Consider the following 22,622-nt stretch of genomic DNA (forward strand, 5'->3'; position numbering starts at 1 on the left):
GCGTGGACAACCAGGCAGAGGTCCGCGAGTTCCTCACCTCGCGGCGCGCGAAGATCACCCCCGAGCAGGCAGGACTGCCCGCAGGCAGCCGCCGGCGGGTGCCCGGCCTGCGCCGCAGCGAGGTCGCCGCGCTCGCCGACGTGAGCGTGGAGTACTACGCCAAGCTCGAGCGCGGCAACCTCGCCGGAGCCTCCCCGGCCGTCCTCGAAGCCGTCGCCCGCGCCCTCCGGCTCGACGACGCCGAGCGCGCCCACCTGATGAACCTGGCCCAGGCCGCCGACGGCTCCGACGCCCTCACCCGGCCCCGCCGCACCACCCGGGCCTGGACCGCGCACCGAAGCCTGCAATGGACCCTGGACGCCGTCACCGCCGGCCCGGCCTTCGTCCGCAACGGCCGCATGGACCTCCTCGCCACCAACCAGCTCGCCCGCGCCTTCTACGACGACGTCTACGCCACAGCCGGCAACCAGGCCAACCTGGCCCGGTTCCAGTTCCTCGACCCCGCCTCGCGCCGCTTCTACCCCGACTGGGACCTGGCCGCCGACATCGCCGTGGCCATCCTGCGCACCGAAGCCGGCCGCAACCCGCACGACAAGGACCTGCACGACCTCGTCGGCGAGCTGTCCACCCGCAGCGACGCCTTCCGTACCCGCTGGGGCGCCCACAACGTCCGCCACCACGGCACTGGCACCAAACGTTTCCACCACCACGCCGTCGGCGACCTCACCCTCGCCTACGAGGGCCTGGAAATGGCCGCCGAACCCGGCCTCACTCTCACCATCTACACCGCCGAACCCGGTTCTGCCTCCGAAGAGGGCCTAAGCCTGCTCTCCTCCTGGGCCGCCACGCCCCAGGCCCCGGCACCACACTCAAGCGATTGACGATCCCCGGCCGACCGTGATCGCGCTCACCATGAGCGTTTTCCAACTTGCCAGCGGGCCGGGCGCTTGGGCTGACAGCGAAGCCCCTGGTAGACGGGTTTTCGACCAAGAAGAACCGTCTCCACCAGAGGCTTCGTGTGCTTGTCCACCCGTCCGGACTGGACGTGTCCAGTTCTGCCCTGCGCTTCCTGTCCTCCCACCTCCGTCAACGGCGAAGGCTGGGGGAGATCGCCGCGGACCGTCCGTACTACGCCGGCAAGCACAAGAAGCACGGAATGAATGTGCAGAGGTCCCGGCCGATCCTCCCCCAGCCTTCGGCTGGGAGGTGCCCCCATCAGTCGGCTGCTGTGGGCGTCACCGGCCCTGCCCGGTGCCGTCCACGACGTCCGGACCGCCCGGGGGCACGGCATCATCGATGCTCTCACGGCGGTCGGCGTCACGTGCTGGGCGGACAGTGATGATGGGTAATGGTGTCGCCGACAGGTCTGACCCCTGGGCTGACTGACCGGGCCTCCCGTGTCCTTCCCTCGATCTGTCGGCCTGATCGGCGACGCCGTCGCACGCGGCCGGAAGGGCGTCGTGACTTCATAGGAGCTTGTGCGAGAAGCCCCGTCACTGTCGTGTCCGCCCGTCCCGACCGGGCGCGTGCTGCTCTGTCCGTACGATGAGAAGGCAGCAGCCCGGCATGACCGATCAGCACCCCGAGAGCGAAGTCTTCGCCGGGGTCGACACCCACACCGACACCCACCACGCCGCGGTGGTCGACCCGCTGGGGCGGCCTGTGGCCGACCGGGAGTTTCCCACCACCACGCAGGGCTACCGCGCCCTGCTGGCGTGGCTCGGCTCGTTCGGTGTCGTGCGGACGGTAGGCGTGGAGTGCACTGGTTCCTACGGGGCCGGGCTGACCGGCGTGCTGACCGTGGCCGGCCTGATGGTGGTCGAGGTCAACGTCCCCGACCGTGGCACTCGCCACGCTCGCGGCACGTCCGACGCGATCGACGCCTACGCTGCCGCCCGGGCAGCGGCCTCGGGACGGGCCCACGCCACCCCCAAGTCCCGCACCGGCACGGTGGAGGCGCTTCGCCAGTTGCGTGTGGCCCGCGCGTCGGCCGTCAAGGCCAGAACCCAGGCGATGAACCAGCTCACCGGCCCGCGGGTGACCGCTCCCGCATCCCTGCGCCAAACCCTGACCGGGCTGGCCCGCACCGCTTTGGTCCGCACCTGCCTACGACTGCGGCCCGGAGCCGACCTGGCCGACCCCGCCCAGGCCGCCCGTTTCGCTCTGCGTCAGCCGGCGCGCCGCATCCGCATGCTCACTGAACCTCTTTCATCCTGAATAGCTGCAGGTCAGCAGTGTATGAACGGCTTGGACGATGGTGCCGATGCGGCGTGTGGAGCATCTGGCTCGTCGGAGCAGCCGCCAGGATTTCAACTGCGCGAAGGCGCGTTCGCCGGGGGCTCGGAGTCGGGCGTGGTCTCGGTTGAACTGCTGGTAGTGCTCGGGCTGTTCACTGTGGTGGTAGTACGGGGTGCGGAAGGTGGCGCCGGCGCCCTGGTAGGCGCGGTCTGCGAGGACGAGGATCTGCCGGGTCAGGCAGGCCTGGACGATGCCGTGGGCACGGGCCGCGGTCAGGTCATGGGTTCTGCCCGGCGTCGCGCGGGAGAACCCTTCCCCAAGCTCTGCGAGCAGGGGATACCCCATGCGGTGTGCCGTCGGGGCGGGCGATGACCTGCACGTTCATGTCGTGCTTGCGATGCTTCATCGAGTAGTACGGCTCGTCCGCGCGGATCCGGTCGGTGGGGATCAGTGTGCCGTCAACGATGACCTGGTCGCCCTCGCCGAGACCGGTGAGGGCTTCGTGGAGGTCAGGCGCCCAGGAGACCAGAACGTCCAGGGTTTCGTCCACGTATCGCCAGGCAGTGGCCTGGGATATCCCGAAACCGGCTCCGAGCTGGGCGAACGTCTCGTTCTTGCGTAGACGGACCAGCGTGAGCAGCGCTTGGTCGAAGCAGCCGAGCTTGCGCCAGCGGGTGTTGCGGGACCGGCGGTGTTCGTACAGCAGCCACGAGACATGCTCGACGAGCTCGTGCGGGACGTCGAGCGTGGCAGGATACGGAACCAACAGGGCCCCTTCGGTCGCCGGTGTGTTGAGTGGAATCACCACGCCAACGACGAGGGGCCCTGCCTCGTCACCACGCCCGCTGACCAGCCCATTTCACCCGCCAGCGCAGGATGAAAGAGGTTCAGTCACAGTGACCGTTCCACGAACGCTCCCACAACCCTCGTCGGCGCCATGTTCCTCGATCAGCCGGTTGTCCACGGCCTTCACCGACACAGCTGTTGCCGACTCGACAGCGTCCTGCTCGGTCACGTTCTCACTGGTCATCGGTGCATCTTCCTTGACCGGGAGTTACTACACCGAACGTCTTACAGTCCCGCAAGACTTCATCAGTCTTCCGGGAGGGATGGCCCGGAATGTGTGGTCGAGTCCTGTTCGCCTACGGGGGTGCGGTACGAGGGAGCCAGCCATCACGCTCTCCCCACCGGGCACGGGTTATCCGGGTCAGCCAGTCGTGATGGCGAAGGGCCCGTTGTTTGCGAAGACGAGCTTGGCGAAGTTCTCGCCGATGCGGCGGTGTCCTTCGGGGCTGGGGTGGACCGCGTCCGGCAGGGGGAACTCGTCGTGGTCGCTCTCGCCGTAGAGGTCGAGTCCGTCGAGGTAGTGGAGGTTGGGGTCCTCGACGGACCGCTGCTTGACGGTGTCGGCCAAAACGTCGCGGACGATCGTGAGCGTCAGCCGTCCGGCGGCGGTCTCGGCCGGATCACCGGTGGCCTTGAACTTCAGAGTTCCACCGGAAAGGTCCGGCATGAGAGGTCCGGGAGTGTTCTCGTGGGTCGGACACAGGATGGGAGAGACCAGGAGCAAGGGGGTTGTGGGGTGGCCCTCGCGGATGGTGTCGAGGAAGCCGTGGATAGCGGGGACGAAGGCACGCAAGCGCATGGCGTCGCTGTTGACGACGTTGATGCCGAGCTTGAGGCTGATCAGGTCTGCGGGGGTGTCGCGCATCGCGCGGGCGATGAACGGGTCGACCAGTGCGCTGCCGCCGAATCCGAGGTTGATCAGCTCCACATCGCCTGCGGAGGCGGCCAGGGCGGGCCAGATGGTGCTGGGGAAGACGGCGTTGGATCCGTGGCTGATAGAGCTGCCGTGGTGCAGCCACACCCGGCGCCCCTTGTCCGGGGCGGACTCGACGGGGGCGTCGGTGCGCAGGGCGATGACCTCGGTGATCTCCGCGTGCGGGAGCCAGATCTCGATGTCCTTCCCGCCGGTGGGGAGGTCGGTGAAATGGGCGGTGCCGACGGGGCCCGGAGTGAGTTCCGCAGTCTGGGTCTGCATGTCAGTGATGGTGCGCAGGTTCCCGCCGTCCACGGTGGCCTGGGCCGTGAGGCGGCCGTCGACCAAGAGGTCGTAGATACCGTCCGGCGGGGGCGGGAAGCCCCGATAGACGCGTTTGGTGGGCAGGGTGTCCAGGCGGATGGTGGTGGCACTGGTACGGAAGGCCAGCCGGACACCGGAGGGCTGGGCCTCGGCCACGGCCAGCAGGTCGTCGGGGATCCGGCGGCGCGCCCAGGCAGGCAGCCGGTGCGGCAGCAGACCGTGGGCAGTCTCTTCCACGTCGAGGTGCCCGCGCAGGAAGTCGGCGGTGATATGGGTGGTGATCAGGTTCTGTTCAGTGGTCATTGCCTCAAGCCTTTTGATTCTGGGGTGGGCGGCCGGTCAGGAGGTGAACCGGCTCCGCAATGCAGTGTCGAGGCAGTCCAGGATCCAATCCCAGGACTGCTGAGCGGCGATGTCCGTGTGGTCGAAGCGCCAGCCGCCTCCAGGGAGGCATAGCCGTGGAAAACGCTGCCCAGTGAGCTGACCCCGGTTTCGTGGAGTCCCTGAAGCCAGGCTTATGATCCTGGCCCGAAGGAGAACCACGAGCAGTGCCAGCACCGCGTAAGTACCCGGACGAGCTCCGCGAGCGGGCCGTCCGCGAGGTCCGTACCACCGGCCGGCCGATCGCGCACGTCGCGAGAGATCCTGGGCATCCACAAGGAGGCCCTGCGTGGCTGGGTCCGCCAGGCTGAGACCGACCGCGGCGAGCGGGACGATCGGCTCACCACTGCCGAACGTGAGGAGCTGAAGCAACTTCGCAAGGAGAACGCGGAGTTGAGGCGGGCGAATGAGATCCTGAAGGCCGCCAGCGCGTTTTTTGCGGCGGAACTCGACCGTCCCCGGACGAGGCCGACCAGGTGATCGAGCATCTCAGGGACAAGGGTCTCGGGGTCGGGTTCGTCTGCCGGGTGCTGCAGCTGAGCGAGTCGGCCTACTACGCCCGCAGGAAGCGGCCGAAGTCGGCCCGACGCCTGCGGGACGAGCAGCTGATGCCGCTGATCGAACAGGTGCACGTGGAGTCGGGCGACACCTATGGCGCCCGGCGAGTCGCCCGTGCGCTGCGGCGCAAGGGTGTCACGGTGGCCCGTTGCACGGTGGAGCGGCTGACGCGCGAACTCGGTCTGGAGGGCGTCAACCGCGACTTCACCGCCACGCGGCCGGACCAGCTGTGGGTGGCGGACCTGACGTATATGCGCACTTGGTCCGGCTGGGTGTATGTGGCGTTCGTCCTGGACGTGTACTCGCGGATGATCGTCGGCTGGCAGGTCGCGAACCACATGCGCACCGACCTGCCGCTGGACGCCTTGGAGATGGCTCTGTGAAGACGGAAGATCAAGAAGGACTCCGGACTGGTCCACCACTCCGACCGCGGCTCGCAGTATGTGTCGGTCCGCTACACTGACCGGCTCGCCGACGCCGGTGCCGTCGCCTCGGTCGGCTCCGTCGCGGACAGCTATGACAACGCCATGGCCGAGGCCCTCACCGGGCTCGCCGGGCTCCAGGCTCGTACGGTCTGCCAGTGCGATCGCACGGAGCGGCGGGCAACTCCTGGACCGCGGGCGCGGTTTCCTCATCGGCTGCCGCGATCTCCACTACAGCCGGAGACCGCGAGAAGCCGGGCGAGCCTGACGCCGCGTGGACGACAGCGGCTGGGTGAAGGTGCCGGCGGGGCGCCCACTTGGGGTGTCGCGGGCCGAGTGCGGCAGTCCGTCCTTCAGGTGCGCAGGAAGTCGGCATGACGGGCGTGGGGTCCGGCCGTCTTCCGGCCGACGGCGGTGGAGAGCACGCTGCGGTGGAGCCGGGCTCCCTACCGGTCGCACCGGAGCCGGTACGGCACTCGGTTCGACGGTCCGGTCGGCATCCAGCCGTGCGTGGACGTCGAGCGGTACGTCTTCACGGAGTCCGTCGAGAAGGTGGCTCTCCCGGCACCGCACCCGGCTGCACGTGCGACTCCGTGTTTCACTTCCGACTCCCGAGTATCTGGTTGATATTAATCATTTGTAGATCGAATGTAAATCGGGGCCCATGAGGATGCCTGTGCCGTCTGATCACAGATTGCTACGCCAAGAGGAAAGGCATACTCATGAGATACGGCAGAACCAGCCTGTGGGCTGCGAGTTCGGCCCTGGCCGCGGCGATGGCGCTCGTCGGCACCCTCGCCCCGGGCGCCAGCGCCGAGCAGCAGCGCGACGGTAACAGCGAGAAAAGCGTCCCGATCTCACAGGCCGTCGGCGCCGACAACCTGCGGAAGATGAACGAGCAGCGACCCCTCGTCGCCGCTGCGAGCATCCTGGCCAAGGCCCAGGAGCGGGGCCACTACGAGGGCTACACGGGCATCGGCCTTCAGGAAGACCACGTCACCCTGTGGTGGAAGGGCGACCTGCCCGAGCCCGTACAGCGGGCCGCGGAGCGGGCCCGCAGAACCGCCCCCGTGCACATCGTCGCCGCAGACCACTCGCTGGCCGAACTCAAGGACGCCTCTGAGCTGTTACAAGCCCGGCTGGAGAAGGACCCCTCGCTCGGCCACAGCGTCAAGATCCCCACTGACGGCAGCGGACTGGTCCTGGCACAGGACACCACCCGCGCAGCACGCACCGCCTCCGTCGCGCAGGACCACAGCACGGTCGACCGGATCGCCGGCGTGTCCGTGAAGACGATCAACGAGGAGCCTCTCCAGGAACGCTCGCGTGTGAACGACGGTGCGCCGTGGTCGGGCGGAGCACAGATAAACTTCAATGGCGGGGCGTGCACGGCCGGGTTCGGTGTGCGTGACGCAAGCGCGACCTACCTGCTCACCGCTGAGCACTGCGGTCGGAGCGGCAATCGGTTCACCAACCCGCAAGGCACCTACATCGGCACCTCCACCAAGTCCAGTGACGCCCACGACGTGATGCTCATCCCCACGAACTCCGACAACTTCATGTACACCGGGGGACCCGACAGCGACGCGGGCGTGCGGGTCGACGGCTGGGACCACGTCTTCCCGGGTGAGTACCTGTGCCAGTCCGGAATCACCAGCGCACGGGCCACGGGCGGCCCGGTCTGCAACATGAAGGTCCTCTTCTTCTACAACGACTCCGAAGACCTGGTGGAGGCGGAGCAGATGGACGGCCGGGAGGCGGCCCGCAGCGGTGACAGCGGCGGCCCGATCTACACCGCCTCGGCCACCGGCGGCGCGATCGCCAAGGGCACGGTGACCCGTAGTGCGGGGGCGCGCCTGGGCTTCCAGGACTTCTACACGGCCACGCGGGACTTCGGCATCTGGATCAACAGGTAGATCCGTCCTCGCGGCCCGTGCCAGGGCCCGCCCGGCGTCCTCGGCGGCCGTGAAGGCCGGGAGGACGCCGGCTTCCGTCGCGGCGGCCTCGGCGAGCCGCAGCGCGGGCTGGTGGTGAGAGCCGAGGCGGGACGGCTGTCAGTGCGGCAGTTCCTGTCCCCGCACCAGCGGCAGGGTGTCGGCGAGCCGGACCGCTGGTGGGCCAGGCGCCGCCGGACGGGGCCGGGGACGCCCGGCAGCCGCAGCAGCCACTCGCCGGCGGCGCGCAGGATGCGATTCTCGGCGGTGTCAGCGGTGTACGCGTCGTAGCCGTACACCAACGCGGCGGCGGCCGAGAAGGAGTTGCACTCGATGTCCCGGGCCGCCACCCAGCGCGCCCCGGGGCCGGCCGGGGCGTCCACGAGCGCGCCGCTCGCCCGCAGTTCCGCCCGGAACCGGCGTGCGTGGTGGCCGAGTCCCGGCCACTCCTCGGCGGTCACGAGGGAACCCTTCCGCAACAGGAACTTGTTCGTCCCGTCGTCGCCGTACTGGGTCAGCAAATGCCCGCGTGCCTCGGCACCGTCCTGCGGCAGCTTGATGCGGAAATCGGGCGCGCCGGACAGACGGTCGGGCAGCGGCATGGGTGACCTTCGGGGGGCCTTGACCCTTGATCTTGGACACACGAGACACTGGATCCTGAGGATCTGAGAACGGACATCTCGTGGTCATGAAGAACTATCCGCCGCAGTTCAAGGCGGACGCGGTCGCGCTGTACCAGTCGCGGCCCGAGGCGACGATCCGACAGGTCGCCGCCGATCTGGGAATCAACCCCGAGACCCTGCGCAACTGGGTCCGGGCAGCCGGCGCGAGCTGGCCCCGGGGACGCCGGACAGAGGCACCCGCCGAGCGGGTGACACCGCTGGAGGCGGAGAACGCCGCTCTGCGCAAGAAGGTCCGTGAGCTGGAGGAGGAACGCGAGATCCTGCGTAAGGCGGCCAAGTATTTCGCCGGGGAGACGCGCTGGTGAACCGCTTCCGGTTCGTCGCCGACCACCACCGCCGCTACGGCGTGAAGCGGCTGTGCACCATCCTGGGCATCGCCCGCTCCAGCTTCTACTACTGGCGGTCGACGGCCGCGGACCGGGCCGCCCGGCAGGCGGCCGACGCCCGCCTTGCCGCCCGGATACGGGCCGTGCACCGTGAGTCGGACGGCACCTACGGCGTCCCCAGGATCACCGCCGAACTTCGCGACGACGGCGAGCGAGTCAACCACAAGCGGATCGCGCGAGTGATGCGGAGCATCGGCCTGGCAGGCGTGCGGCTACGTCGCAGGCACCGCACCACGGTTGCGGACCCGGCCGCGGCGAAGGCCCCGGACCTGATCGGCCGCGACTTCACCGCAGGTGAGCCCAACACGAAGTACGTCGGCGACATCACCTATCTCCCGCTGGAGAGCGGGAAGTTCCTGTATCTGGCCACGGTCATCGACCTCGCCTCACGGCGCCTGGCCGGCTGGGCCATCGCGGACCACATGCGCACCGACCTCGTCACCGACGCCCTGGCCGCCGCCGAACGGACCCGCGGCGGCCTCGCCGGAGCGGTCCTGCACACCGACCACGGAGCCCAGTACACCAGCGCCGCCTTCGCCGACGCCTGCCGCCAGGCCGGCGTCCGCCAGTCCATGAGCGCGATCGGCTCCAGCGCGGACAACGCGCTCGCCGAGTCCTTCAACGCGACGTTCAAACGCGAGACGCTTCAGGGTCGAAAGCACTGGTCCACCGAGGGCGAGGCCCGCCTCGACGCGTTCGGCTGGCTCAACCGCTACAACACCCGACGCCGTCACTCCCGCCTCGGACACCGCAGTCCCATCGCCTACGAGAACACCTTCCGAACGACATCAACCACCCTGACGCAAGCCGCATAACCCGTGCCCAGGAACTGGGGTCAAGGCCCCTCCAAGTCCCTGAAGTATGCGACGGTACGGGCTCTGAGGTTCAGCCCACTGAACTTCAGGTGCATGTGGCGTTGGGGCGCCGCAGAGGCCAGATGGGGCAGTGAATACCAGCAGGGCCAACCTGGTAGGAACGCCGCACCGCAGCGTCTTCCTACCGGGTTCCGGCCGAACCCTGGGTTGAGTTCACGCGCTCAAGCTTGGTCCACCCGGTCCAGCCTCGCTTCGTCAGCAGCTCGATCAGCCGACGGGTCGGCGGCAGGGTGTCGAACACATGTGTATCCAGCAGCTCGGCGAACGGTGGCTCGATGTCGGTGTCGTCGACGTAGAACTCGCCCTGCTCGTTGGCCATCTGCGTGATGCAGGCGGCCAACTTGTCGGCCAGTTCGACCAGCCGTGGGTCGTCGTCGGTGCAGTCGAGAGCTTTGCTCAGGGTGAGATAGAAGTCGATGATCTGCGGGTCGGCGATCTGCTCCCGCTTGCGTGCCATCCACTCCGGGACTCGCTCGGGTGAGCGCGCGGCCAGTGGAATCCAGCCGTCGCGCTCGACCTGGACAATCCGTTCGTCGACCCCGAGCGCCCGCAGCCGGTCAAGGTACTCAACCACCTCCTGGGGCAGTGCCAGGCTGTCTCCGGAGGCGAGGCGGGCGATCCGCTCGCGGTGCCGCTGCCGCTCCCGGATCTCCGTCTGCAGCCGCTTGTCGATATCTGCGACTGCCGCGGCGAACTCCTCCTCGTCGGCCTGTAGCAGTTCCCGCACGCGAGCCAGAGGGACCCCGGCCTCGGCGAGGGTCCGGATTTTGACCAACTCGATTAAGGCGCCGGCGCCATACCTCCGATAGCCGGAGTGGTCCCGCTCTGGCTCCGGCAGCAGCCCCTTGGCGTGATAGTGCCGCACCGCGCGCACCGTCACTCCGGCGTACGACGCCAGCTCGCCGATCGTCAGCATCAGACCAGTCTCCTAGTTCGCAGCTCGGGTCCGGTAGAGGCGTCGCGACCAGAGGTAGCCGATCAGCCCGATCACCACACACCAGTTGATGGCCCAGAGCGCGTCCGAGCCATCGGGCGATCCGGCCAGCAGACTGCGGAAAGCGTCCATGATCGGTGTGAACGGCTGGTACTCGGCGAACCACCGCAGCCCGGTCGGTATCGACTCGACCGGCACGAACCCGCTGCCCACGAACGGCAGCATGATGAAGATCATCGGCCAGTTGCTCGCGGTCTCCGGGTTGGGGCTGGCCAGCCCCAACGCCACGGTGAACCAGGTCATCGCGAACGACAGCAGCGCGAGCAGCCCGATCAGACCCAACCACTGCATCGCCGAGGCGGCGGTCTCCAGACCGAGCAGGAACGCGGTGCCAAAGACCGTTGCGAGTGCCAGTGCGGTCTGGATCATCGCGCCCAGGACGTGGCCGGTGAGCACCGAGACCTTGGCGATGGCCATGGTTCGGAACCGGTCGATGATTCCGCCTGTCATGTCGGTGGCGACCGAGACCGCGGTGCTGATGGACACGCTTGTCACCGCCATCACCAAGATCCCGGGAGTGATGAACGTCAGGTAGTCGCCGCGGTCCCCTGCCGGGGCTCCGGGCAGACCAGCGCCCATGGTGCCGCCGAAGACGTAGAAGAACAGCAGCAGGAACACCAGCGGCAGGCCGATCAGCATCAGTGTCTGCGACGGGTACCGGGCCATGTGCTTCAGGTTGCGGCGCAGCATGGTCGCCGAATCGCGGACGGCATACGTCGGGCTATTCATGCCGGCACATCCTCGGGAGACTCGTCGGCGGTGGAGTGGTCAGTCAGAGCCAGGAACACGTCGTCCAGGTCCGCGGTGTGCACGGCGAGCCCGGTGACTGCGTCGTCGTCGATCCCGGCCAACAGCCGTCGCAGCGTGGTGAGGCTGCCGTCGTGCGTCAGGGTCAGGGTGAGTGCCGTGGCGTTTGTATTCGCCCCGGGGAACTGGCGTGCCAACTCGGCCAGCCGTTCACTGTCGGTGGCCTGAAGCTCGACATGACCGCCGGGGACCAGTCGCTTCAGCTCGGCCGCGGTGCCCTCGGCGACCAGTTGGCCTCCGTCGAGCACACCGATCCGGTCGGCGAGCTGGTCGGCCTCCTCCAGGTACTGGGTGGTGAGGAAGACGGTGACCCCGTCGGCCACCAGTTCCCGCACGATCCCCCACAGGTCCCGGCGGCTGCGCGGGTCGAGGCCGGTGGTCGGCTCGTCGAGAAAGATCAGCCGCGGCCCGGCCACCAGGGTCATGGCCAAGTCCAGCCGCCGCTTCATACCGCCGGAGTACGTCACCGCGCGCCGCTCGGCGGCATCAGCCAGGTGGAACCGCTCCAGCAGTTGCTCTACCACGCTCTCCGCATGGCGCCGGTCGAGGTGTCCGAGGTCGGCCATCAGCCGCAGATTTTCCCGCCCGGTCAGTAACTCGTCCACGGCGGAGAACTGCCCGGTCACTCCGATCGACGCACGCACCTGGTCTGCCTCGCGGCGTATGTCGTACCCGGCGACCCAAGCCTCACCGGCGTCTGCGGGCAGCAATGTGGACAGGATCCGGACTGTGGTGGTCTTGCCGGCCCCGTTGGGTCCGAGCAGGGCGTAGACGGTGCCTGCGGGGACGGTCAGGTCGACTCCGGCAACCACCTCGTGGTCGCCGTACGACTTGCGCAGCCCGGCGACCTCGATCGCACTGGTTCTCGTCGTCATGCCGACCATGCTGAGAGGTTGCCCCTGCGTCAGGGTCAACTGTTGCGGCTACATGGCCTCCGCGCAGTGATCAATTCCTTAGACCGTGTCCTACGTGGTGAGGCGGACGAGTCGCTTGTAGCAGCACAGGGCGGCGGCAAGACCGAGAAAGGCCAGGTAGTTGCGAGGGTCACGCTCGTAGCGAGGGCTGAGGCGGCGGTAGCCGGACAGCCAGGACATCGTCCGTTCGACGACCCATCGACGGCGCCCCAATCGCTGGCTGGACTCGATGCCCTTGCGGGCGATCCGCACGCCGATCCGCTTGCCTCGCAGCCATCTGCGCAGGTCGGCCCGGTCGTAGGCTTTGTCGGCGTGGAAGCGCTGGGGTTTGAAGTGGCGGCCGCGGTGGGGGTCGTGTCTCGTTTGGTGACCGGCCACCATCGGCTTCAGTCCTTCGCTGTCGTGGACGTTGCCGGCCGAGACGCCGACAAGGAGGGGCAGGCCGTTCGCGTCCGACAGGACGTGCATCTTGGAACCCGGCTTGCCCCGGTCCACGGGGCTCGGACCGGTGTGATCGCCCCTTTTTTGGCCCTGACGTGGGCGGTGTCGAGGATGACGCGGGAGACGTCGATGAGGTCGGCATCGTGCAGGCGGTGCAGCACGGCCTCGTGGAGCCGGCCCCAGACGCCTGCCCTGGACCAGATCAGGAACCGGCGGTGGGCGGTCGACTTCGATATCCCGAAACAGGGCGGCAGCGACCGCCAGGCGCACCCGCTGACCAGCACGTAGACGATGGCCGCGAACACCGTTTCATCAGGCGCGTTCTGCGTCCCGCCGCCCTGCGGCCGTGTCCGCTGCTCCGGAATCAGCGGCTTGGCGATCTCCCACAAGCCGTCCGGCACGATCCAGTTCCACGCTCCCCGTCCCATACCGGGACAACGTCCGCCTCACCACGTAGGACACGGTCTTAGGTCCTCGGCGCCGGTCATCTCCACGACCGCCTGGTGGCAGGTGATTTCCGGGTCCGTACCGGGAAATTCGAACCCCGCGAACTTGCGGACCGCGCTGCGGCCACCGTCGCAGCCCACGAGCCAGCCGGCGCGTATGGCCCGGTGGCCGGTCTGCACGGTGACGGCCCCGTCATCCGCGTCGAAGCCGGTCAGCTCCACCCCCCGGCGCACGTCAACGCCGAGCTCGCCCGCCCTCCCGCCGAGCAGCCGCTCGATGTCCTGCTGCGCCACGAAAGCGATCTCAGCGGCGGGGCCGGCGTCGCCGAGGCCCGGCTTCGTGCGGTCGACCAAGTCGGCGCGCAGCATGATTCCGGCGAAGTGCCCGACGCACCCGATCCCTTGGCCCGCGACCCCATCTCCGTCCCCGCCGTTCCGTTCGCGTATGAATGCCTGGAGGCGGTCCATCGCCTGCTGCTGCACCTCGGCCAGCGCGGGTAGCATGCCTCGGCGGTAGAGCGCCTCGGCGCTGGGCGTGGTGATCGCTCCGCCCTTGATCGTCGGGTCCACTTCGGTGAGACGCTCCAGGACGGCCACCCGCGCGCCTCCGAGCCGGAGCTCGCAGGCCAGCATCAGTCCGACCGGGCCGCCTCCGGCCACCACTACGTCATAGTCCATGGCGCCGACTATGACCGAGGGTCGGAAAAGCCAAAAAGACGTTGCGGTGTCAAGGGGCTGGTTCCGCGAGAAGAACGGGGCCGGCACAGTGAGGTTTTCTCAGCGAAGTTCATTGCCATGTGTTGTTGAGGACGAGGGCGGCTTGGGCGATGGCGCCGATGCGGCTGGGACTGACCATCACATGCTGCAGGGCGCGCCGGCGCTGTTTGAGTTCGGCCGCCGCACGTTCGCCCAGCGCGCGGATGCCGCGCAGGAGCCGGTTGTGGGTCCGGGTGTCCGCCGCCAGGGGCGAGGCGATGTCGGGGTGGGGGCGGAAGGGGGTGTGGGCGCCGATGCCGGCGCCGGTGTAGCCGACATCGGCCAGGGTCGAGGCCCTTGCGGGCCGCGGCGTACAGTGCCGGCAGGGCATGGATGCGGGCGGCGCGCAGGTCGTGCACCGAACCGGGCTCGACGTCGGAGACCCATAGCAGCGAGCCGTTGGGAGCGGCGAGGAACTGCAGGTTTCCGGCGAGGTGTCGCCCCTTGCCGGAGTACCACAGGTCGTTGCCCTTCTCGGTGGTGCCGGCCACGCGGTCGCAGGCGATAAGGGTGCCGTCCAGGACCACATGGCTCAGGCCCTGCTCGCGGCAGCGTGCCAGGACGTCATGGAGGTCCGGGGCGCGCTCGGCGAGGACGTCGATGCCTTCGTGAAGATACTCCCCCAGCCTTCGGCCGGGCGGTGCCCCCAGTAGCCGGTGGCTTGGGAGATCCCGGCGTCGCGGGCCGGGCAGGGCTGCGCAGGCGCGGTGGCGGAACCAGCGCAGCACCAGGACCGCCTGCCGGAACGGGGCCGGCGCCCGCGCCCCGCGCGGGGTGCCGATCCGGCGGCGGTGGGCGGCCAGGAGCCGGGCGAGGAAGACCACCACCGGGCGGGGGCGTCGAGCATGGCAACACAGGGGACCAACGTGAAGCCTCTGGTATCGCAGCGGACGTTCTTGTGAGAGAGAACCGTCCTACCAGGGGCTTTACGTCTGTCCGTCACCGGGGCAGGGCTGTCCGGCCTGCCCCGGTATCGAAATCTCACCCGGCTTCGCGTAGATCACTTCGCTGAGAAAACCTCACTGTGCCGGCGGGGTTCAGATTACGGCGTGGTGGGCTCGGCCTTCCACCGAGCCCACCACGCCGGCTCCCTACCGGAGCCGGAATCGTGTCATGCTGTCAGCGCTGCAGTGTCAGCAGACCCGGACGGTAGGGCAGGAGGCCGTAGTCGCCGCCGGAGTTGGGGCTGCGTCCCTGGTAGAGCAACTGCAGGTTGCAGGGATCGACGGTCATGGTCTGATCGGGGCTGGTGCGGATCAGTTCGCCGTGGCTGATGTCGTTGGTCCACGTGGCGCCACTGTTGGCCTTGCCGGCGAAGGGATTGTTTTCGGTCGCGGCCTGGGGTGTCCAGGAGCCGTTCAGGCTGGTGGCCGTGAAGGAGCGGAAGTACCGGCCCTGCGAGCCGATCGCCTCGACGATCATGAGGTAGCGGTTCTGGCCCCGCAACTTGTAGACCTGCGGGGCTTCGAACAGGTTGTTCGTCGTGTCGCTCATGATCACTGTCGAGGTCGAGCCGAAGCTGCCCGGGAAGTTCCCGATCGGCATGCCGGCCCGGTAGATCTTGCCGTTGTCGCCGGCGAAGAACAGGTACATGTTCGTGCCGTCGCCGATGAGCGTCTGGTCGATGGGCCCTGTCCCGGAGTCGGAGATGCTTCCGGAGAAGAGCACCTGCTCGGATGACCAGCCATTCGGGTTGGTGGGGTCGCTCGACGTCCGGTAGGAGAAGGCGGTCCTGCCCCACTGGTAGGCGAGCACCCAGACGTTCTTCGGAGCGAAGTAGAAGAGCGTGGGTGCGACGGTGGAATTGGACATCGCGTTCTGGTTGGCCGAGGCCATCTCCGACCAATTGGTGAACAGGTCGAAGTTCATCGAACCCCACCTCGTCCCTGTGTCGTGCGTGGTCGCGTAGACGAGTTGTCTGCCGTTGTAGGGGGCGACGGTGAAGTCCTTGAGCGAGACCCACCCCTGCTTGGGCTGCGCCAGCGCGCCCGTCGATGTCCAGCGGTAGGTCGACGGAAGATCACACGGGCCGGGGGTTTCGGTGCCGACCGTGACGAGCCGCCACTGCTGGTTGGCGCCGCCCCAGTCGTCGTACTGGACGATGTTCGCGTTGTCGGCGGTGGAGGCACCTTGCACTTCGAGGGCCTTGTTGCTGTGGCGCGAGATGAGCCTCACGTAGCCGTCCGAACTGTCGACCAGCCGCCACTGCTGGTTGGTGCCGTTCAGGTCGGTCCACTGGACGATCGAGCCGCCGTTCGCGGTGGACCAGTTGTAGACGTCCAGTACCTTGCCCGAGTGGCGGGACTTGATGCGGTAGTAGCCGCCCCCGGAATCGACGAACTGCCACTGCTGCTGGCTCTGGTCGTTCCTGGTCCATTGGGTGATGCGGGCCCCGTCGTCGGTCGCCATGTTGTAGACATCCAGGGCTTTGCCACTGTTGCGGTTGACCAGCACATACGAGGCGTTGGGGTCTACGGTGGCGGCTTCGGCGGGCTGGGCACCGAGGAAGGCGGCCGCCAGCAGTAAGGAAACAAGTACGCTGAGTAAACACCTTGGGTGGACTGGAGACGAGTGGCGAAGCCACATCAGAGGGCCTCCTGGGGGGCGGGGTGAGACGACGCCGATGAACCGTGGAACGGTCGCGCCGAGGGCAAGGGCAGGTTCGAAAGTTTCGGAGGTGTCCCGGTTCTGTGACGCCACAAGCTAGGAAGGCGGGGCCCTCCGGTCAAGACCTGTCGCCGAGCTGTCCGTAAACCCTTCCTTCCCCCGGACGCGACAAGCCGCCACGCCAACTGGGCATCCGCAAGTTCACGACGCGGCTCGCCGGTCCAGGGATCCACCCGGCTCGCGAGGGTCCGAAAGTTTCGCGCGTGGGGCGAAAATTTTCGCGCCGCGAGGGTTGACGAGGCGCTGTCAAGTCCTCACTATCTTGTCTGGACGATCGACCATGGTTCGGCATTTCGAACCCCATAGTCCTGTGCGGACTGCGTTGTACGGCAGAGCCGCGCACAGCAACACCTGCACCACCCCGTTTTTCGTTCCGGTGAGGCTCACACCGACGCATCCTGACGCCTCGTGCAGGCGGGGAGGTGTGCGACGCCGCGTGACGCCCCCGGCCGAGCAGCGATGGAGTACCCCCGTGCCTGTGTCGAAAGACCGCTGCCGCCCGGCGTACGTCACTCGGCGACCGACCGGGCGCCGTCCGTGCCGGTCGAGACCCTCCCGGCTTCCATGACCGCGATGTCCGGTGGTTCCGTTATTCCTACCTTGGAGGCACAACCATGGGCTCTCATGCCCTTCCCAGATCCGTTGTCCGGCGGAAGCTCCGCGCTCTGCTGCCGGCGCTGGTCGCCGGCGTCCTCGGTGTGGTCGCCGCACTGGTCGCGCCACCGTCCGCTCAGGCCGCCGAGAGCACGCTCGGTGCCGCGGCGGCGCAGAGCGGCCGCTACTTCGGCGTCGCCATCGCCGCGAACAGGCTGAGCGACTCGACGTACGCGACGATCGCGGCCCGTGAGTTCAACTCGGTGACGGCCGAGAACGAGATGAAGATCGACGCCACCCAGCCGCAGCGGGGCCAGTTCAACTTCACCGCCGCCGACCGCGTCTACAACTGGGCGGTGCAGAACGGCAAGGAGGTGCGCGGCCACACCCTGGCCTGGCACTCCCAACAGCCCGGCTGGATGCAGAGCCTCAGCGGCAGCGCACTGCGCCAGGCGATGATCGACCACATCAACGGCGTGATGAGCCACTACAAGGGCAAGATCGCGCAGTGGGACGTCGTGAACGAGGCCTTCGCCGACGGGAGTTCGGGAGCCAGGCGCGACTCCAACCTGGAGCGCACCGGCAGCGACTGGATCGAGGTCGCCTTCCGTACCGCGCGCGCCGCCGACCCGTCCGCCAAACTCTGCTACAACGACTACAACGTCGAGAACTGGACCTGGGCCAAGACCCAGGCCATGTACCGCATGGTGCGGGACTTCAAGCAGCGCGGCGTGCCGATCGACTGTGTCGGCTTCCAGTCGCACTTCAACAGTGGCAGCCCCTACAACAGCAACTTCCGCACCACGCTGCAGGAGTTCGCCGCCCTCGGCGTCGACGTGGCCGTCACCGAACTCGACATCCAGGGAGCCTCGCCCTCGACCTACGCCGCCGTGGTCAACGACTGCCTGGCCGTCTCCCGTTGCCTCGGTGTCACCGTCTGGGGCGTGCGCGACAGCGACTCGTGGCGTTCGGAGCACACCCCGCTGTTGTTCTACAACAACGGCAGCAAGAAGCCCGCGTACACCGCCGTCCTCGACGCACTCAACGGAGGCTCCACCACTCCGCCGCCCGGAGACGGCAACACGATCAAGGGCGTCGGTTCGGGCCGCTGCCTGGACGTGCCCAACGCCAGCACCACCGACGGCACCCAGCTCCATCTGTGGGACTGCCACAACGGCACCAACCAGCAGTGGACGTACACCGATGCCGGCGAGCTCAGGGTCTACGGCGACAAGTGCCTGGACGCCGCCGGCACCGGTAACGGTGCCAAGGTCCAGATCTACAGCTGTTGGGGTGGCGACAACCAGAAGTGGCGCCTCAACTCCGACGGATCCATCGTCGGCGTCCAGTCCGGCCTCTGCCTCGACGCCGTCGGGGCCGGCACCGCCAACGGCACCCTGATCCAGCTCTACTCCTGCTCGAACGGCAGCAACCAGCGCTGGACCCGCGCCTGACAAGGCCTGCCATCGACGAAAGGGCGAATCGGCGACGGCCTACGGTGCGGCGTCCCCCGCCCCTCCACGAGGTCGTCGCTGATGGTCACGGGTCGCCGCCGTGATGGCGGCGACCCTCGTGATCGGCTTGCTCGCCGGAGTGAATCCGGCCCCCGCCGAGGCGGCGACGGTGGACACCGATACCTGGTACGCCCTGGTCTGAGCTTGATCCGCTCTGACGGACATCGGAGATCAGGGGCTTCGGTCCCGGAAGGATGATGTCCATCATGGAGAGCAGGGGGAAGAAGAAGCCTCGCCCTCGTCGCTCGTTCACGCCGGAGTCCAAGGCCGAGATCGTCGAGCTGTGCCGACGGGGTGACCGCTCGGTCGGTCGGGTCGCCAAGGACTTCGACCGGACCGAAGGGGCGGTGCGGGACCGGGTGAGGCAGGCCGAGGTCGATGCGGGCGAACGGGACGGCCTGACCAGTGGCGAGCGCGAGGAACTGGCCGCACCGCGGCGGGAGAACCACAGGCTGCGGGAGGACGTGGAGATCCTCAAGCGTGCGACGGCTTTCTTCGCGAAGAAGACCCGGTGACGGTGCACCCGTTCATCGAGGCAGAGAAAACCGCAGGTCACAACGTCAAACGGGCGTGTGAACCGCTCCAGGTCTCCCGAGCCGCCTTCTCCGCCCGCCGCACCGGCCTCCCCGCTCCCCGCGCGGTGCGGGACGCCGAGCTGACCGAGCAGATCACCACCGTGCACAAGCAGTCCCGCAGGACCTACGGAGCCCCGCGCGTCCACGCGCTCCTCGTGGGCCGGGGCGAGGAGTGCGGGCGCCGCAGGGTGGCCCGGCTGATGCGCCCGGCCGAACTGGCGGGCCGGCACCGCAGACGGCGGTATCGCACCACGATTCCCGATCCGTACGCGGCCGCCCGCCCCGACCCGGTCCAGCGCGACCCGGCCGCGGTCGACAGGGGATCCTGGTGGTCCGGGCAGGGATGTCCGGATGGGGCGCCGGTCCCGCGCCCGGAGGAGTTCGGCGAGGACGGCGCCCGCGCCGAACGACGAGCAGACAAGCAGGTCGACCGACACGTCCCCGGACCTTCAGGGGACGCCGTCCACACTCGCCTCACGGCGCCCGGCGGCTCGGAGGGAACACGTTTTCCGTGCATACATACGACAACCCCGTGATCAGCGGGTTCCACCCCGATCCGAGCGTGTGCCGGGTCGGTGACGACTACTACCTGGTGTGCTCCAGCTTCGAGTACTTCCCCGGACTGCCGCTCTTCCACAGCAAGGACCTCGTGCACTGGGAGCAGATCGGCAACGTGCTCGACCGACCCGAGCAACTGCCGCTGCCCCTCCCCGGCGCCAAGGCGTCCGGCGGTCTCTACGCCCCCACCATCCGCCACCACGACGGCCGTTACCGGGTCGTCAACACCAATATCGACGGCGGCGGCACCTTCGTCGTATCGGCCGAGCGGCCCGAGGGCCCGTGGAGCGACCCGGTGTGGATCGACCTGCCCGGGATCGACCCCGACCTGGCGTGGGAGGAGGACGGCACCTGCTGGTGCGCCTTCTCCGGGCCCGAAGGCGGCATCAACACGGCCCGGATCGATCCGGTCGAGGGCAAGGTGCTGGAGGGGCCTTTCGCCACGTGGTCGGGCAGCGGCCTCAAGTACCCCGAGGCGCCGCACCTCTACCGCATCGGCGACTGGTGGTACCTGCTGATCGCGGAAGGCGGCACGGAACGCGGCCACAGCGTGTCCGTCGCCCGCGGCCGCTCGCCGCGCGGTCCCTGGGAGGGGGCGCCCGCCAACCCCCTGCTGTCCCACAGCGGTACCGCCCGCTCCATCCAGAACGTCGGCCACGCCGACCTGGTGCAGGCTCCCGACGGCAGTTGGTGGATGGTGCTGCTCGGCGTCCGCCCCCGCGGCTTCACGCCCGACGTGCACGTGCTCGGCCGTGAGACGTTCCTGACCCCTGTGGAGTGGAACGAGGACGGCTGGCCCGTCATCGCGCCCGTTCCCGAGCGCCACGCGGCCCCGGGCGGAGCCTGGCACCCCGTCCCGACCCCGCCCGCCCGCGACGACTTCGACGAGCCCGCCCTCGCGCCGCACTGGATCTCGCCGTTCGCCCGCCCGGAGGGTTCCTGGTCGCTCACCGAGCACCCCGGCCGGTTGGTCCTCAATGCCACCGGCCCCACCCTCGACCGCCCCGGGTACACCTTCGTCGGCCGCCGCCAGCAGCACCACGACTGCCGCGTCACCGCTGCGATCGACCCGGGCACGGGACGTGGCGGCCTCTGCGTGCGCCTGGACGAGGCCCACCACTACGAACTGGAGGTCGGGAACGGGGAGGCCGGCGTCGTCGCCCGGATCGGTCCACTGCGCCAGACCGTGGCCGGCCGACCGGTCCCGGCCGGGCCGCTGATCCTCACCGTGACGATCCGGACGTCCGACCTCGTGCCCGCGTCGCCCGAACTCCCCGACGGCGGGACCACGGGCCCCGACACCATCGCCTTCTGGCTCGGCGATCCCGACGCCCCGGGCGCCCGACCGCTCGCCGAACTGGACGGGCGCTATCTGTCCACCGAGGTCGCCTGCGGCTTCACCGGCCGGGTGATCGGCATGTACGCCACCGAGGGCGCGGTCTCCTTCGACTGGTTCGAGTACGTCCCGGCCTCGGTGTCCTCCGTGTGACGCTCGACGTGCGGCCGCGTGCGGCACCCGCGTCCGCGCGGGCGACGCACGCGGCGTGCCGCGAGGCCGGGGCCGCCCCCACCCCGGAGCCGGACGCGTCGGCCCGGGGCGGGAGGAGACCTCCTCCGCCCCGGTCGCCCCGACCGTCTCGAGGCCCCCACCCGCAGCCGGCTCGGCCGGCCGCGGGGCCGCCCCGGCGTCCTGAACGGCTTCCTCGCCGGTTAATCTTGTCGCCATGCCCCCCCGACCCGTCGGATCACGCCCCACCCTGTCCTTGGTGGCCAAAACTGCCGGTACGAGCGTGCCCACCGTGTCCAAGGTGCTGCGAGGCGGAACCGATGTCTCGGCCCAGACGCGCGCGAAGGTCATGGAAGCCGTGCGAGCCGTCGGCTACACCCGTCGGGCCGGGTCCAAGAGCGAGAGCGTCCGGGACGAGAGCGGCCTGTCCAACACGCTCGACCTCGTGGTCACCCACTTCGAGGGGTCCTGGGCGAACCTGCTGATAGCCGGGGTCGGGCGAGAGGCGGCAGCAGCGGGACTCGACGTCGTGCTGACGCTCGCCGAGCCGCACGGCGACTGGGTGTCGCGGGTCTTGAGAAGGCGCACCGTCGGCACGATCGGGACGCTGATCGACCCCACCTCGCCGCAGTTCAACGCGCTCTGTGCCGCCGGTGTCCCCGTGGTGCTGATCGACCCGATGAGCACACCGCCGCCCGAGGTGGCAAGCATCGGCGTGGCGAACTGGGACGGCGGTCGCACGGCCGCTGAGCACCTCCTGTCCCTCGGCCACGTGCGGATGGGAGTTGTCGCCGGCCACGCCCGCCACCTCTTCAGCCGAGCGCGCGTCGACGGTTTCCGCGCGGCGGCCGACACGGCGACCGCCGACAGCGCCACGGTGTCCGTGGCCTATGGCGGGTGGAATCGTGCCAAGGCGACGACCGCCACCCACAGCCTACTCGACAGCGACCCGGGGATCACGGGAATCTTCGCCTGCGCGGACTCCATGGCGCTCGGCATCTACGACGCCCTGGACGCTCGCGGTCTGCGGATTCCCGAGGACATCAGTGTCATCGGCTTCGACGACCTGCCCGAGGCGCAGTACATCACCCCCGGCCTGACGACCGTCAGACAGCCCAGCACCGAGTTGGGTGCCGCGGCCGTCAAGCTCCTGATCGAGCTCTCCCGGGGCGAAGGCGGCGCCACCCGGACCCCCGCCCGCATGGAGTTGGCCACCGAGTTGGTCGTCCGCGCCTCCACCGGACCGGCCCCGGCAGCCGCAGCGCCGCGTCGATGACGCGGGCGGGCGC

17 protein-coding genes and 6 pseudogenes are annotated in these 22,622 nt (G+C 68.8%); 12 read left to right on the forward strand and 11 right to left on the reverse strand.

Annotation, left to right across the window (positions count from 1 at the left end; genetic code table 11):
• Window positions 1–2: 2 nt before the first annotated feature.
• From F0L17_RS00110 to F0L17_RS00120, 3 genes and pseudogenes are all read left to right on the forward strand, one after another.
• Window positions 3–881: an MmyB family transcriptional regulator gene (locus F0L17_RS00110; protein ID WP_162465605.1), complete on the forward strand. Its 879-nt coding sequence runs from the start codon at window positions 3–5 to the stop codon at window positions 879–881.
• Between the two features lie 218 nt (window positions 882–1,099).
• A pseudogene (locus F0L17_RS27235) lies at window positions 1,100–1,334 on the forward strand (hypothetical protein); the annotation flags it as partial.
• A gap of 232 nt (window positions 1,335–1,566) precedes the next feature.
• Window positions 1,567–2,208: pseudogene (locus F0L17_RS00120) on the forward strand (IS110 family transposase); the annotation flags it as partial.
• Here the strand turns inward: F0L17_RS00120 and F0L17_RS00125 are convergent.
• From F0L17_RS00125 to F0L17_RS00135, 3 genes and pseudogenes are all read right to left on the reverse strand, one after another.
• Window positions 2,209–3,046 (reverse strand): annotated as a pseudogene (locus F0L17_RS00125) (transposase family protein).
• A gap of 51 nt (window positions 3,047–3,097) precedes the next feature.
• Complete coding sequence (locus F0L17_RS00130; RefSeq protein WP_155069191.1) at window positions 3,098–3,268, reverse strand: hypothetical protein; 171 nt, start codon at window positions 3,266–3,268, stop codon at window positions 3,098–3,100.
• A 177-nt stretch (window positions 3,269–3,445) separates the two neighbouring features.
• Entirely contained in the window at window positions 3,446–4,624 is a 1,179-nt protein-coding gene (locus F0L17_RS00135; protein WP_155069192.1) for a GDSL-type esterase/lipase family protein, read from the reverse strand.
• 348 nt (window positions 4,625–4,972) lie between these two features.
• Between F0L17_RS00135 and F0L17_RS00145 the strand changes: the two genes are divergently transcribed.
• The 3 genes and pseudogenes from F0L17_RS00145 to F0L17_RS00155 all read left to right on the forward strand — a co-directional run bounded on the left by F0L17_RS00145 (window position 4,973) and on the right by F0L17_RS00155 (window position 7,598).
• Window positions 4,973–5,182 (forward strand): transposase, encoded by a 210-nt coding sequence (locus tag F0L17_RS00145; protein ID WP_420802457.1) that lies wholly within the window; start codon window positions 4,973–4,975, stop codon window positions 5,180–5,182.
• A gap of 44 nt (window positions 5,183–5,226) precedes the next feature.
• Window positions 5,227–5,811: pseudogene (locus tag F0L17_RS00150) on the forward strand (IS3 family transposase); the annotation flags it as partial.
• A gap of 593 nt (window positions 5,812–6,404) precedes the next feature.
• A complete protein-coding gene (locus F0L17_RS00155; RefSeq protein ID WP_155069195.1) occupies window positions 6,405–7,598 on the forward strand; it encodes a trypsin-like serine protease in 1,194 nt (397 codons plus the stop codon).
• Here F0L17_RS00155 and F0L17_RS28450 read toward each other — a convergent pair.
• Entirely contained in the window at window positions 7,556–8,218 is a 663-nt protein-coding gene (locus F0L17_RS28450; RefSeq protein ID WP_420802359.1) for a hypothetical protein, read from the reverse strand. The genes F0L17_RS00155 and F0L17_RS28450 overlap by 43 nt on opposite strands.
• A gap of 80 nt (window positions 8,219–8,298) precedes the next feature.
• Here F0L17_RS28450 and F0L17_RS00165 point away from each other — a divergent pair.
• A protein-coding gene (locus F0L17_RS00165) for an IS3 family transposase (RefSeq protein ID WP_162465606.1) occupies window positions 8,299–9,500 on the forward strand; the annotation gives its coding sequence in 2 pieces (ribosomal slippage) (window positions 8,299–8,590 and window positions 8,590–9,500; 1,203 coding nt in all).
• 181 nt (window positions 9,501–9,681) lie between these two features.
• On the opposite strand, the gene F0L17_RS00170 is transcribed toward F0L17_RS00165, so the two are convergent.
• From F0L17_RS00170 to F0L17_RS00200, 7 genes and pseudogenes are all read right to left on the reverse strand, one after another.
• Window positions 9,682–10,476, reverse strand: coding sequence for a MerR family transcriptional regulator (locus F0L17_RS00170; RefSeq protein ID WP_155069197.1), 795 nt, complete (start codon window positions 10,474–10,476; stop codon window positions 9,682–9,684).
• 12 nt (window positions 10,477–10,488) lie between these two features.
• Complete coding sequence (locus tag F0L17_RS00175) at window positions 10,489–11,283, reverse strand: ABC transporter permease (RefSeq protein ID WP_155069198.1); 795 nt, start codon at window positions 11,281–11,283, stop codon at window positions 10,489–10,491.
• The gene (locus F0L17_RS00180) at window positions 11,280–12,236 is read right to left on the reverse strand and encodes an ABC transporter ATP-binding protein (RefSeq protein WP_155069199.1); all 957 of its coding nucleotides are present in this window, start codon (window positions 12,234–12,236) and stop codon (window positions 11,280–11,282) included. The genes F0L17_RS00175 and F0L17_RS00180 overlap by 4 nt, the downstream gene beginning before the upstream one ends.
• Window positions 12,237–12,326: 90 nt before the next feature.
• A protein-coding gene (locus tag F0L17_RS00185; protein WP_155069200.1) for an IS5 family transposase occupies window positions 12,327–13,144 on the reverse strand; the annotation gives its coding sequence in 2 pieces (ribosomal slippage) (window positions 12,327–12,796 and window positions 12,796–13,144; 819 coding nt in all).
• A gap of 36 nt (window positions 13,145–13,180) precedes the next feature.
• Window positions 13,181–13,840, reverse strand: a pseudogene (locus tag F0L17_RS00190) (FAD-dependent monooxygenase); the annotation flags it as partial.
• Between the two features lie 109 nt (window positions 13,841–13,949).
• Window positions 13,950–14,775, reverse strand: a pseudogene (locus F0L17_RS00195) (transposase family protein).
• Window positions 14,776–15,037: 262 nt separating this feature from the next.
• Window positions 15,038–16,504: a non-reducing end alpha-L-arabinofuranosidase family hydrolase gene (locus tag F0L17_RS00200; RefSeq protein ID WP_155069201.1), complete on the reverse strand. Its 1,467-nt coding sequence runs from the start codon at window positions 16,502–16,504 to the stop codon at window positions 15,038–15,040.
• 695 nt (window positions 16,505–17,199) lie between these two features.
• On the opposite strand from F0L17_RS00200, the gene F0L17_RS00205 reads away from it, so the two are divergent.
• The 5 genes from F0L17_RS00205 (at window position 17,200) to F0L17_RS00225 (ending at window position 22,609) form a co-directional block, all read left to right on the forward strand.
• Window positions 17,200–18,633: an endo-1,4-beta-xylanase gene (locus F0L17_RS00205; protein ID WP_155069202.1), complete on the forward strand. Its 1,434-nt coding sequence runs from the start codon at window positions 17,200–17,202 to the stop codon at window positions 18,631–18,633.
• Between the two features lie 266 nt (window positions 18,634–18,899).
• Window positions 18,900–19,208 (forward strand): transposase, encoded by a 309-nt coding sequence (locus tag F0L17_RS00210; protein WP_162465607.1) that lies wholly within the window; start codon window positions 18,900–18,902, stop codon window positions 19,206–19,208.
• On the forward strand, window positions 19,205–19,804 hold the full coding sequence (locus F0L17_RS00215) for an IS3 family transposase (protein WP_155069204.1): 600 nt from the start codon (window positions 19,205–19,207) through the stop codon (window positions 19,802–19,804). The genes F0L17_RS00210 and F0L17_RS00215 overlap by 4 nt, the downstream gene beginning before the upstream one ends.
• Window positions 19,780–21,315 (forward strand): family 43 glycosylhydrolase, encoded by a 1,536-nt coding sequence (locus tag F0L17_RS00220; protein WP_162465608.1) that lies wholly within the window; start codon window positions 19,780–19,782, stop codon window positions 21,313–21,315. Before F0L17_RS00215 ends, F0L17_RS00220 begins: the two co-directional genes overlap by 25 nt.
• Before the next feature lie 277 nt (window positions 21,316–21,592).
• Window positions 21,593–22,609, forward strand: coding sequence for a LacI family DNA-binding transcriptional regulator (locus F0L17_RS00225; protein WP_338017892.1), 1,017 nt, complete (start codon window positions 21,593–21,595; stop codon window positions 22,607–22,609).
• The last annotated feature ends 13 nt before the right edge of the window (window positions 22,610–22,622 follow it).

This window comes from Streptomyces taklimakanensis, assembly GCF_009709575.1.
GTDB lineage: Bacteria > Actinomycetota > Actinomycetes > Streptomycetales > Streptomycetaceae > Streptomyces > Streptomyces taklimakanensis.

Excerpts from the sequence above, each read along its gene's own strand:
- F0L17_RS00130 (WP_155069191.1), bottom strand. The coding sequence starts at position 3,268 with ATGACCAGTGAGAACGTGACCGAGCAGGACGCTGTCGAGTCGGCAACA.
- F0L17_RS00135 (WP_155069192.1), bottom strand. The coding sequence starts at position 4,624 with ATGACCACTGAACAGAACCTGATCACCACCCATATCACCGCCGACTTC.
- F0L17_RS00155 (WP_155069195.1), top strand. The coding sequence starts at position 6,405 with ATGAGATACGGCAGAACCAGCCTGTGGGCTGCGAGTTCGGCCCTGGCC.
- F0L17_RS28450 (WP_420802359.1), bottom strand. The coding sequence starts at position 8,218 with ATGCCGCTGCCCGACCGTCTGTCCGGCGCGCCCGATTTCCGCATCAAG.
- F0L17_RS00170 (WP_155069197.1), bottom strand. The coding sequence starts at position 10,476 with ATGCTGACGATCGGCGAGCTGGCGTCGTACGCCGGAGTGACGGTGCGC.
- F0L17_RS00175 (WP_155069198.1), bottom strand. The coding sequence starts at position 11,283 with ATGAATAGCCCGACGTATGCCGTCCGCGATTCGGCGACCATGCTGCGC.
- F0L17_RS00180 (WP_155069199.1), bottom strand. The coding sequence starts at position 12,236 with ATGACGACGAGAACCAGTGCGATCGAGGTCGCCGGGCTGCGCAAGTCG.
- F0L17_RS00200 (WP_155069201.1), bottom strand. The coding sequence starts at position 16,504 with ATGTGGCTTCGCCACTCGTCTCCAGTCCACCCAAGGTGTTTACTCAGC.
- F0L17_RS00205 (WP_155069202.1), top strand. The coding sequence starts at position 17,200 with ATGGGCTCTCATGCCCTTCCCAGATCCGTTGTCCGGCGGAAGCTCCGC.
- F0L17_RS00210 (WP_162465607.1), top strand. The coding sequence starts at position 18,900 with ATGGAGAGCAGGGGGAAGAAGAAGCCTCGCCCTCGTCGCTCGTTCACG.